Origin of the sequence: Pseudomonas phytophila, from assembly GCF_025643095.1 — a bacterium.
Lineage (GTDB): Bacteria > Pseudomonadota > Gammaproteobacteria > Pseudomonadales > Pseudomonadaceae > Aquipseudomonas > Aquipseudomonas quasicaspiana.
The window spans coordinates 966,624-978,504 of record NZ_CP081201.1; the positions used below are offsets into that span (position 1 = coordinate 966,624).

Annotated in this window: 11 protein-coding genes; all 11 read right to left on the minus strand. The window is 57.5% G+C overall.

From position 1 onward, the window contains the following. Positions 1–67: 67 nt before the first annotated feature. The 11 genes from fis to K3169_RS04170 all read right to left on the minus strand — a co-directional run bounded on the left by fis (position 68) and on the right by K3169_RS04170 (position 11,612). Entirely contained in the window at positions 68–388 is a 321-nt protein-coding gene (gene fis, locus K3169_RS04120; protein ID WP_027901362.1) for a DNA-binding transcriptional regulator Fis, read from the minus strand. Next, positions 385–1,398: a tRNA dihydrouridine synthase DusB gene (dusB, locus tag K3169_RS04125; protein WP_027901363.1), complete on the minus strand. Its 1,014-nt coding sequence runs from the start codon at positions 1,396–1,398 to the stop codon at positions 385–387. Before dusB ends, fis begins: the two co-directional genes overlap by 4 nt. 311 nt (positions 1,399–1,709) lie before the next feature. Next, positions 1,710–3,032 (minus strand): DUF3426 domain-containing protein, encoded by a 1,323-nt coding sequence (locus tag K3169_RS04130; protein WP_263270107.1) that lies wholly within the window; start codon positions 3,030–3,032, stop codon positions 1,710–1,712. Between the two features lie 28 nt (positions 3,033–3,060). Continuing rightward, a complete protein-coding gene (gene prmA, locus K3169_RS04135) occupies positions 3,061–3,939 on the minus strand; it encodes a 50S ribosomal protein L11 methyltransferase (RefSeq protein ID WP_027901365.1) in 879 nt (292 codons plus the stop codon). Positions 3,940–4,054: 115 nt separating this feature from the next. After that, the gene (locus K3169_RS04140; RefSeq protein ID WP_263270112.1) at positions 4,055–4,516 is read right to left on the minus strand and encodes a hypothetical protein; all 462 of its coding nucleotides are present in this window, start codon (positions 4,514–4,516) and stop codon (positions 4,055–4,057) included. A gap of 155 nt (positions 4,517–4,671) precedes the next feature. After that, a complete protein-coding gene (gene accC / locus K3169_RS04145) occupies positions 4,672–6,018 on the minus strand; it encodes an acetyl-CoA carboxylase biotin carboxylase subunit (RefSeq protein ID WP_095101822.1) in 1,347 nt (448 codons plus the stop codon). Between the two features lie 17 nt (positions 6,019–6,035). Beyond that, on the minus strand, positions 6,036–6,488 hold the full coding sequence (accB, locus tag K3169_RS04150) for an acetyl-CoA carboxylase biotin carboxyl carrier protein (protein ID WP_027901367.1): 453 nt from the start codon (positions 6,486–6,488) through the stop codon (positions 6,036–6,038). Positions 6,489–6,569: 81 nt separating this feature from the next. Continuing rightward, a complete protein-coding gene (gene aroQ / locus K3169_RS04155) occupies positions 6,570–7,022 on the minus strand; it encodes a type II 3-dehydroquinate dehydratase (protein WP_122708699.1) in 453 nt (150 codons plus the stop codon). Positions 7,023–7,151: 129 nt separating this feature from the next. Next, on the minus strand, positions 7,152–8,939 hold the full coding sequence (locus K3169_RS04160; protein ID WP_263270116.1) for a protein-disulfide reductase DsbD: 1,788 nt from the start codon (positions 8,937–8,939) through the stop codon (positions 7,152–7,154). A 388-nt stretch (positions 8,940–9,327) separates the two neighbouring features. Continuing rightward, positions 9,328–10,986, minus strand: a complete 1,659-nt coding sequence (locus tag K3169_RS04165; RefSeq protein WP_263270118.1) for a PleD family two-component system response regulator — start codon at positions 10,984–10,986, stop codon at positions 9,328–9,330. A gap of 125 nt (positions 10,987–11,111) precedes the next feature. Then, a complete protein-coding gene (locus K3169_RS04170) occupies positions 11,112–11,612 on the minus strand; it encodes a Bro-N domain-containing protein (protein WP_122805442.1) in 501 nt (166 codons plus the stop codon). Positions 11,613–11,881 lie beyond the last annotated feature (269 nt).

The window sequence follows — 11,881 nt, forward strand, 5'->3', positions numbered from 1 at the left end:
GGCAAAAGCAAATGGATTCAGCAAAAAAGGCGACCTCGATAAGGGTCGCCTTTTTTGTATGGAATGCTTAAAGCAGGTCGTACTGCTTGAGTTTCTTGCGCAAAGTGCCGCGATTCAGGCCCAGCAGTTCGGAGGCCTTCGTCTGGTTTCCCTTGACGTAGTTCATCACGCACTCGAGCAGCGGGGCCTCGACTTCCGACAACACCAGGTTGTAGACATCAGTGACGGAAGCACCTTCAAGGTGGGCGAAATAATTGTGCAGCGCCTTCTCAACGTTGCCGCGCAGGGTCTGGCCCTCTTCGCTCGGCGTGTTGAGGTGCTGTTTCAAATTGACGTTGTCGCTCACGGGTGTCGTTCCACTCACTAAAGTCTCAGTCATCATCGTCATGCGGCCACCTCTTCTTCTTGCCCTGTTTTCGGGCTTTTGTAGCGTTCGCTGAAGAACTCGCGAACGTTGGCGCACTGTGCTTCTGTATCTTGCAAACGATTGAAGTGGGCGCGAAACTCCCTGGCGCCCGGCAAGGTTGCGAGATACCAGCCAACATGCTTGCGTGCTATTCGCACGCCCAGCACATCGCCGTAGAAAACGTGAAGCGCTGCCAGATGCTCTAGCAGAATGCGTTCCACTTCCTCCAACTGCAGCGCCGGCAATATTTCGCCAGTGCGCAGGTAGTGTTCTATTTCGCGAAAAATCCAAGGACGCCCTTGAGCAGCCCGTCCAATCAACAGCCCGTCGGCACCGGTGGCTTGCAGCACATGCCGGGCTTTCTGGGGTGAATCAATGTCGCCATTGGCAAATACCGGAATCGAAATGGCCTGCTTGATCGCGGCAATCGTGTCGTATTCGGCTTCACCGGTGTACAGGTCGGCGCGGGTCCGTCCATGAACGGCCAAGGCCTGAATGCCTGCCTGTTCGGCGATTTTCGCCACTGTCAGGCCGTTCTTGTTGTCCCGGTCCCAGCCGGTACGAATCTTCAGGGTGACCGGCACATCGACTGCGGCGACAACGGCCTGCAGGATCTCGCTCACCAGTTGTTCGTCTTTCAATAACGCTGAACCGGCCGCCTTGTTACAGACCTTCTTGGCCGGGCAGCCCATGTTGATGTCGATGATCTGTGCGCCCAGTTCGACATTGGCGCGCGCTGCATCGGCAAGCATCTGCGGATCACCACCGGCGATCTGTACCGAGCGTGGCTCGGGATCACCTTCGTGGATCATGCGCAGGCGCGATTTGCGACTGTTCCACAGGCTCATGTCACTGGTGACCATTTCCGACACCACCAGACCTGCGCCAAGCTGGCGACAAAGCTGACGGAAAGGCTGGTCAGTGACGCCCGCCATAGGAGCGAGAATCAAGCCGTTCTGCAATGTATACGGACCGATGCGTACCGCCGACATAGGTGTGCCTGTTGTGGGGCCGAATCATGGCAAACCGTGTGTAATGTGTTATCTACACGGTCCGTTCGAGCCCGGCCTGACAAGTGCTTGCGCGCCTTTCAGACCGAATCCAGAGTAAGAAAAAGGGTTGGCATGATACCCGCTCTCGATGACTGGATAAAGGCTGAATTGGATAAAATCTGAACAGTTGTTGCCGGGCAGATCACGGTTTTTCGGTCGACTGCACTGCCGTTACGTGCTGCTGGCGTTTTTTGGGGTGAATAGCGTCCGATCAGCGGCTGTTCATTTCGTCGTTCGTTGTTGCCGGACGATTACTCGGGGGAGCGGAAACTGAGGCTGTAGTTCACGGCTTTGGCGCCCGGATCGAGGATGTCCAGCGCGATATGAATCGGCGTCTGCGGTGGCATCTCTTCTTTCCCGGCGATTTCACCGCTCAGGTATTCAGCGGGTTTGAAGCGACGACTGGCGATCAACTGCCCGCTGGTGTCGGCGAAGCGCAATTCCAGCAGCGGGAATGGCTGAGAAAATGGCGCGCGGTTGTAGATGATTGCATCGACAACCAGCGCGCCTTTGAACTCGGGATGGCTGCGCACTACCAGATTGCTGCTCTTGAGCTGTTTGATATCGACCTTGGACGGGACTTTGCAGTCGATCTGCGGGCAGATCATCTGGAACCATGGCCGGTACTGATCCTGACGTGCCAGTTCGTCGAAGTGATACCACACGTATTGCCCGGCCAGTCCGACCAGGGCGATCAAGGTGAGCAGGGTCCAGACCAGTTTGCGGCCCCATCGGGATTTGGGAGGCTGCCAGTCCAGTTGCAACGGATCGTCGGTCAGGTCCAGCAGCGCCTGATCCCGCACGCCGGGCTCGGTGCGATCGCGGCGTGAACGAGGTTCCGGTTGCGGCTCGTCCAGCTCCTCGTCACTGTCGTTATCCAGCGCCGAAAAGCGTTGCGGCTTTTCATTGCCCGGTGTCTTGCGTGGAGCCGGAGCGGGGACCGTCGGTTCGTCGTCATCCAGATGACTGTCGATGAGCGAAAACGACGGTTCGGTCCTGCCATCGCGGGAATCGGATTCTGTCTCCGAGAGGATTTCGGGTTCCGGAATCACTTCAGCGTGCAATTCGGGCAGTTGACTGACGTCGTCATTGTGCAGGCTGTCGACCCAGTCATCAGAATCGGTCTGTGCGCCATCGCGACGCGCAGACAGTGCCGAGTCATCGTTACGGGACGACTCCCTGCCAAACGTCTCGGGTAACTGGATTTCACGCTGTTCAAGACGGGCGAGTTCTTCGTCCAGATCCAGATTGTCCAGATCCATGGCGTTGCCGCGCCATGACTGCGGAGCCTGAGCGGGCTCGGATGCTGGTGGCTGAGTTGCAACCACCTCGCTTTGCACAATCGGCAGTGTTTCAACGACTACCGGAGCAGAGGGAGCGGGCGTTACCGGCAATTCTGCCTGTTGCGGAGCTGGCTGCTGATTGCTGCGCTGTTCCAGCAGTTGCTTTGCAGCATTGAAAACCTGCAGGCAGGCACCGCAGCGCACCACGCCGCGTGCCACGCTCAACTGTGCGTGGCTGACTCGGAAACTGGTCTGGCAGTGCGGGCACTGAGTGACAAAACTGTCGGTCATGCGGCTATCCGGTTAAAGCGGCTATTAACTAACGGCGACGGCCAGTGATGCGAACCCAGCCATCACGGTTGGCGATCGGATCCAGCTCGAAGGTGTCGGCATAGGCAGCGGCAACTTCTTCGCCCTGTTCGGCAAGAATGCCGGAAAGCGCCAGGCGACCACCGGTTTTAACCAGTGTGGCCAGTTGCGGCGCCAAGGCGACTAGCGGACCGGCAAGAATGTTGGCGACCAGCACGTCGGCCTGTTGTGGCGGCATGTCTTCAGGCAGATACAGCTCGAAGCGCTCCGGCGCAATATTGTTGCGACCGGCGTTATCGCGTGATGCTTCCAGTGCCTGCACGTCGATGTCGGTGCCCACTGCCTGTTTGGCGCCCAGCAGCAGAGCGGCAATGGCCAGAATGCCTGAGCCGCAACCGAAGTCCAGCAGGTCGCAACCGTTCAGGTCCTGACCGTCGAGCCATTCCAGGCAAAGTGCGGTGGTCGGGTGCGTTCCAGTACCAAACGCCAGACCTGGATCGAGCAGCAGATTGACAGCTTCCGGTTCCGGCGCGGCGTGCCAGCTTGGCACGATCCACAGACGTTGACCGAAGCGCATCGGCTGGAAGTTATCCATCCAGCTGCGCTCCCAGTCCTGATCTTCGATAACTTCGCTCATGTGTTCCGGCAACTCGGCGTCGGTCAGCAAGCGCAGGTGCGCCAGAACGTGCTCGGCGTCAGTGTCGGCTTCAAACAATGCCAGCAGATGCGTGTGCGACCACAGCGGCGTGGTGTTGAGTTCCGGCTCGAAGATCGGCTGATCTTCAGCGTCCATGAACGTGACCGATACGGCGCCGACTTCGAGAAGGGCGTCTTCGTAGGTTTCGGCTTGTTCTGGACTGATGGCGAGACGGACTTGCAGCCAGGGCATGGCGGGTTACCTATGGAAATAGCAGGAAAGCCGCGAAGTTTACTTCAGCTTTGCTGTAATTGCTCGTTGGCAAACGTATCTGGATCAGCCAGCCCGCCATTTGGCCTGGTGTTCATTACGCCTTGAAATCGTAGGTGCCGTCTCCTTCAAGATTCAGATTGGTTTGTAGGGGAGTTATGTAGAAGAACCGCCCTGAAAATCGCAGGCCTTCAGGCGCGAAATCTACATGTACATAGCCCTCCATGCCGACTCGAATCGCCTGAAAGTCATCAGGCCCGGTCGGCTTGTTCCAGATGTAGGTGTACACAAATCCCGGCTCGGGCGTCCCTGGCTGGGAAATGAATTGATGCTGAATAGGAGTTTCGGCAGTTGCAGCGGGTATGCGCAGCTGAAATTGTTGGTAATCGCGGCGCTGTGGATTGCCTTTGCTGGCGTAGATTAGCCAGGCGCCGTCTTGCCACTCGGCAGTGATAGAGTCGGCCACGATCTGGCCGTGAACGTGGCTCCACTGAAAATCACCCACTGCTCTCAGTCCATTCTCTAAGGCTTGAATCGGGTCTTTACTTTGGTTGTCCATGATGGGGTTTCCATGAATGAGCGCGTTATGCGCAGATGCAGGGTTGCCCCATCGTGGCCAATGGAACAACTGTCAGAAATGACAGTTGCAAGCCCGGAAACGAGAAGGCCCCGACAAGTCGGGGCCTTCAGGCTTAGAACATTTGCTGATGAACGTTATTTCTGTTCAGCCAGCTTGTGTTCCAGGTAGTGAATGTTGACACCGCCTTCGCAGAAGCCTTCATCACGGGTCAGATCACGGTGTAGCGGGATGTTGGTCTTGATGCCGTCGACCACGATTTCGTCCAGAGCATTGCGCATGCGGGCCATGGCCTCATCGCGGGTTGCGCCCCAGGTGATCAGCTTGCCGATCAACGAGTCGTAGTTCGAAGGAACCTTGTAGCCGCTGTACAGGTGCGAGTCGACCCGCACGCCGTTGCCGCCTGGCGCGTGGAAGTGCTTGACCATGCCTGGGCTTGGAATGAAGGTTTTCGGATCTTCAGCGTTGATCCGGCATTCCAGCGAGTGCCCGTGAATGACAACGTCATCCTGGGTAAACGACAGTTTGTTGCCGGCGGCGATGCTGAGCATCTCCTTGACGATGTCGATACCGGTGACCATTTCCGAAACCGGGTGCTCTACCTGAACGCGGGTGTTCATCTCGATGAAGTAGAAACGACCGTTCTCGTAGAGGAACTCGAACGTGCCGGCGCCACGGTAGCCGATGTCGATGCATGCTTTTACGCAGGCTGCGAACACGTCTTTACGGGCTTGCTCATCGATGAACGGTGCCGGCGCTTCTTCCAGAACCTTCTGGTGACGACGCTGCAGGGAGCAGTCACGGTCGCCCAGGTGGATCGCATGGCCCTGACCGTCGGAAATAACCTGGACTTCCACGTGACGCGGGTTGGTCAGGTATTTTTCCAGGTAGACCATCGGGTTGCTGAACCAGGCAGCCGCTTCAGCGCGAGTCTGCTTGGCCGCTTCGATCAGGTCTTCTTCCTTGTGCACAACTCGCATGCCGCGACCACCGCCGCCGCCAGCGGCTTTGATGATCACTGGATAGCCCACTTCGCGGCCAATACGCAGCGCGGTTTCTTCGTCTTCCGGCAACGGGCCGTCAGAACCAGGAACAGTCGGTACGTTGGCGCGCTTCATGGCGTCCTTGGCGGAAACCTTGTCGCCCATCAGGCGGATGGTTTCAGCTTTCGGGCCAATGAACGCGAAGCCGGACTTCTCTACCTGTTCGGCAAAATCGGCGTTTTCCGCGAGGAAACCGTAGCCTGGGTGAATCGCTGTAGCGCCAGTCAGTTCTGCAGCAGAAATGATGGCCGGGATGTTCAGGTACGACAGGTTGGCTGGCGCCGGACCGATGCAGACAGTTTCGTCCGCCAGGCCCAGGTGCATCAGCTCACGGTCTGCCGTGGAATGGACCGCGACGGTCTTGATGCCCAGTTCTTTACAGGCACGCAAGATGCGCAAGGCGATTTCGCCGCGGTTGGCGATCAGGACTTTTTCCAACATCGCAGGCTCTCCCCGGTTCAAACGATGGTGAACAGCGGCTGGTCATACTCAACCGGCTGACCGTTTTCTACCAGGATCGACTCGATCACACCGCTGACTTCAGCTTCGATGTGGTTCATCATTTTCATCGCTTCAACGATGCAGATGGTGTCGCCTTTCTTGACGGTCTTGCCGACTTCAACGAACGCTGGCGAGCCAGGCGCTGGAGTGCGGTAGAACGTACCTACCATTGGCGATTTGACAACGGTGCCGTTCAGTTTCGGTGCCGAAGGTGCTTCAGCAGCGGCAGCAACCGGAGCAGCAGGCGCTGCAACTGGCGCGGCTACCGGGGCAGGCGCGTAGTACGGTTGTGCTGGAGTCTTGCTGTGACGGCTGATCCGTACGGATTCTTCGCCTTCACGAATCTCCAGTTCGTCGATGCCGGACTCTTCCAGCAGTTCGATCAGTTTCTTGACTTTACGGATATCCATTAATCATCAACTCCCAAAGGTCGGTCAGGGGTAAAAGTTGTTAGTGGTTCGGGTCATGCAGCGCAGCCTTTGGCTGTGCGGTCATGGCTTCGAACTGACGGCCAATTGTTCCAGGGCGGCTTCAAGGGCCATTCGGTATCCGCTGGCGCCAAGGCCGCAAATCACCCCTACAGCAACATCTGAAAAGTAGGAGTGATGACGGAAAGCTTCACGTTTGTGCACGTTCGAGAGGTGCACTTCGATGAATGGGATGCTCACTCCCAGCAACGCGTCACGTATTGCAACACTCGTATGCGTAAAAGCGGCCGGATTGATCACAATGAAATCCACGCCCTCATCACGGGCAGCATGGATACGATCAATCAATTCGTACTCGGCATTGCTTTGCAGATACATCAAATGGTGGCCGGCATCGCGCGCCCTTTTTTCCAGGTCCTGATTGATCTGGGCCAGAGTCACTGCGCCGTAGATCCCCGGTTCACGGGTCCCGAGCAGGTTCAGGTTAGGGCCATGCAGTACCAGAAGAGTCGCCATCGGATGATCCTTGTTATGGTTACGAGCATCAAAGCCCGGCGACTATGCCGCAAACATCCATGTACTGTCCAGTTAACTGCAATAGCTCGCACGATTACCGAAGTTCGCGAAAAGTTTGTGACTCAACGATTAGATTTGGTCATTTGCTCTAATCAGCCGCTCTACAAGGCCTTTCGCGTCGATTTCGCCGACGACGCGAACATCGCTGCGCTCCTCGCCATTTTTGCCGAAGATCAGCAACGCAGGCGGGCCAAACAGCTTGTATCGGTCCAGCAGGGCGCGTTGTTCGGCGTTGCTTTCAGTCATGTCAAAACGGATCAGGCGATAGCCTTCAAGCTGGGCGATTACATCGGGATCCGGCAGTACTTCATGCTCGATGACCTTGCAGCTGATACACCAGTCCGCGTACCAATCCAGCAGCAATGGCTGACCTGCATTTTTTGCTTCGCTCAACACCCGGTCCAGTTCGGCTGGGCTGGTGATGGTCTGCCAGTCGGACGTATTAGCGGTCACGGGACCGTTGTTGCTCAGTGTTGCCTGTGGTCGGCCCAGCGGGCGGGTTGGATCGGTCTGACCGCTCCACGCGCCGAACCAGCAGGTCAGGGCATAGACCAGTAAAAAAAGCCCCAACAGTTGCGCCAGACGTTGGCGAGTGCTTTTCGGGCCAAACTCCAGCGTGCCCAGAAACAACGCGACGCCCGCCGCCAGCAGGCCGGTCAGCAGCAACGTGATCTGGCCCGGCAATACGCGACTGAGCAACGCGATAGCCAGACCCAGCAGCAACACGCCGATGGCATTTTTAACCGTCACCAACCATGGGCCGCTTTTCGGTAGCCAGGTCGCGCCGCCGGTTGCGACCAGCAGTAACGGAGCGCCCATGCCCAGGCCCAACGCGAACAGCTTCAACGCACCGCCCAGCGCGTCGCCGCTGGCGCTTATATAAAGCAGCGCACCGGCCAGCGGTGCAGACACGCAAGGTGAAACCAGCAGGCTGGAAACCACACCCAGCACCGCCGCGCCCCACAACGAGCCGCCTTCGGTCTTGCCAGCAATACGATCGAGTCGGTTACTGAGGGCTTGGGGCAGACGCAACTCGAAAGCGCCGAACATCGCGATCGCAAAGATCACGAAGAACAACGAAAACGGCACCAGCACCCAGGCAGATTGCAGACGCGCCTGCAAATTCAGGCCTGCGCCGAACATGCCCATCAATGCGCCAAGGGCGGCAAAACTGATCGCCATTGGCAACACGTACGCCAGCGACAGGCTCAAGCCGCGCAGCCCACCCACCTGACCACGCAACACCACGCCGGACAGAATCGGCAGCATAGGCAAAACGCAGGGGGTGAAGGTCAGGCCGATGCCGGCGAGGAAGAACAACGCCAGCTCTTTCCAGCTCCAGGCGGTAGCGGCTGACGGTGCAGGGACGGTGCTATTAGCCGCTACGGCGGGATCACCGATGCTCAGTCGCTCGGTTTCAGGTGGATAACACAGGCCTTTGTCTGCGCAGCCTTGATAGGTCACCGCCAGCGTGAACGGTCGGTTGTCACCCGGTTTGCGTGGCAGGTCGATGTCGAGAATGCCGTGGTAAACCTCAACGTCGCCGAAATATTCGTCGTGCTTCTTCTCGCCAGCCGGCAACTGCGCAGCGCCCAGGCCGATGTCTGCGGGTTCGGTGCGGAACTGAAAACGATGGCGATAAAGGTAATAGCCTTCGGTGGCGACGAAACGCAGCTTGATCGACTCGGGAGTGGTGTCGATCAGATTTAACTGAAATGCCTGACGGACGGGCAGGAAATCCTTGCTGTTATCCAGCGCTGCACCACCCAGCGTGGCATTCGGACGGCTGTCCAGCAGGCCAGCCCCCGTAGCGGGCAAGGCGAGGATCAACAGCATCAGGCAGAGCAAACGGCGCATGGCAGTCTCGAGTCGCAAAAGTCCGCGCATGATAGCGGAGTGTTTCAAGGTGTGCAGGGATGGGGTTTGTAAGAGGGGGTTTCCGACGCGCCCGGCAATCAACGCATAACTGACTGGGCACGCTGGGTTCTGTGGGAGCGAATTCATTCGCGAAGGGGCGGTACATCCGCAGAAAGTTTGTCGTCAGGAATACCGTCTTCCCGAATGAATTCGGTCCTACCAAGCGGTGGGTAGCCCTCGAACTGCATAACTAACTGGAAAAACGGGATTCTGTGGGAGCGAATTCATTCGCGAAGGGTCGGTACATCCGCAGAAAGTTTCTCGTCAGGAATACCGTCTTCCCGAATGAATTCGGTCCTACCAGTCTTGCGCTCGCCCGTTAAAGAACTCAGGCCTTGTCAGCCACGCTCAGCAGCATCGAGCTCTGCTTCGCGTCATATTCCAGGAACACATGATTACGCCCGGCATGCTTGGCCCGGTACAGCGCTTCGTCGGCGCGCGAGGCCAGTAGCAGGCTGTCGTCCTTTTCACCCATTTCCACAACGCCAGCGCTGAAGGTGCAGAACAGGTCAGCTGGTTGCGCGGGGTAATGGATTTCAGCAAAGCGACGGCGGATTTCATCCAGCGTGAAGTGGGCGCTCTGGATATCCGTGTCAGGCATCACGATGGCGAATTCTTCACCACCATAACGGCCAATGTAGTCGGTCTTGCGCAGTCGCTGTTTGAGGAACAACGCCAGGCTCTTGATCACCCGGTCGCCCATGGGGTGACCATGGCTGTCGTTGACCTTTTTGAAGTGGTCAATATCCAGCATCGCGAAGCACAGCCGCTGATTTTCCCGACGGGCACGGAAGCAGCAGTCTTCGAGCAATTGCAGAATATGGGTGTGGTTATACAGGCCGGTCAGGCTGTCCCGAACCATGCGCGCCTTGAGATTGCGCGCCCGCGCAGCACGGTTGCGCACGGTGGTAATCAGGTGGCGCGGCTTGATTGGCTTGGTCAGGAAGTCATCGCCGCCTTCGCTCATGGCATCCAGCTGCTTGTCCAGATCATCTTCAGCAGACAGATAAATGATCGGGACACTGACGTAGCGGTCGTTATGGCGGATCACTTTGGCCAGTTCGGTACCGGTACAGCCCGGCATGTACATATCGAGGATGATCAGGTCCGGCTGGAAGTCAGCGAGTTCAGCCATGGCCTGAATCGGGTCAAGCAACGTACGGGTCACGATCCCGGCACTGTTGAGCAGGCGCTCGGTGTGCAAAGCCTGGGCGCGGGAGTCATCAATAATCAGCACCTTGTAGGGCTCGTACTGCGCCACGCAGGTGAGGATTTCGATTTTCTCCAGCAGGCTTGAAGCTTCCAGCGTACCGGTCAGAAACTCCTCACCACCGGCGCGCACAGCGGCCAGACGTGTCGGGGTATCCGTTTCGTGATGACTGAAAAAAATCAGCGGCAGTTTCTGTTCAAGCCCCTGCTGGACACCCGCCGCCAGTTTCAGGCCTTCGCCCGGGCCGCAGAAATCCACATCGATCACGATGGCAGAGGGATGACGATTAGCCATGGCTGTCTGGAAATCACTTAGACCGTCCAGCGCCTGAGCGTACAGCCCAAAAAAGTCCAACTGCTTGCTCAAGCGCTCGGCTCGTTCGAAATCCTGCAAGGCAATATAGATAGGCTTGCGCAACGGCGGTAGCGAGGTTTGCTCGAAACGATCGCCATGACGCAGACCTGTGCGGGACAGCCGCTGCATCAAACTGTTGAGTTCAGTAATCAGGTTGCTGGTTAAACGTCCACGATTCGCTTCGACCGCTTCCAGCGACGCATTGATGGCTTGCGCCAGCTCGATATGCTCGATTTGCTCAAAACGCTCGGCAAAACGCAGCAGACGCTGATTGGCATCCTGAAATTCCGCCATATCTGTCGCAGACCACTCGCCCTGCTGCAGTCGCTGCCAAGCCTCAAGAATCTGACGTGCCTGATGAATGACGCGCTGAGCGAAGTGATGTTTGAGACGATCGCGATTTGGATCTGCTGGCTCGGTCATATCGGGCTACGTGTGTGTTCTCTGATAGATCACTGCTGGCGCTATGCTACCACCTACTTTCCGCCTAGCACGTACCCCAAGTCAAATAGTTGGCAACATTTAGATGACTGGACGGTTTTTGCCCCTCAACGCCCGGTTGTGGCGCTCCATTTCTCGGTTTTTGCAGGCAATGCTTCTCGCCCCGGCAGCAGACTTGGCATATCCCGCAGCCTGATCCACGGCTCATTCTGCCAATGAATAACGCTTAGCTCGCCATCCTGCCATTCCAGTCGTGCGGGCGTCGGGCTGTTGTGGTGCGAATGAAGGCGCGCGACGAACAGGGCGGGCATGACTTCGTGGGTGATCCACTGGCGCAACTGGCTGTTGGCCGGGTGATGGTGGTGGACCAGCAAGGCATACGCGGCAGACTCGCTGACCATGAGCATTTCCTGGGCCTCATCGTAGTAATTCAGGTTCAGGGTGCAGCGCTGGTCGGGGTCGAGCTTGCGAACCAGACGGTTCTCAAGAAACAGGCCCATCAAGCGGCCCAGGTCACGGGCGCAGAACCAGGCTTGCTGCTCCATGATCAGGGCATGCAGGTGACGTTTCTGATGGGTGAAGCGTAGGGGGTTGAAAGGCGTGTCCATGCTGTCTGTCCTTGTTATTAGCTGAAGGCGTCGGGAGCTAAGAACACCCAATCTAGTGCCGGCATATTCCCCCGGAGGGTCTTTTATTAGCCGACTCCCGACATGACAGACGAACAGACGCATTAAACGGCTGCGCTAAGTGACCTTAGCGCAGGCGCAAAAAAACCGCTGTCTATCGTGGCGGGTGTACGGATTGTGAGTTCTTAGGCTCAGGGCCGGAATGATCAAAGAGCAGCCGTTTTGGGTCAATGGCCGATGCTGTAGGACAT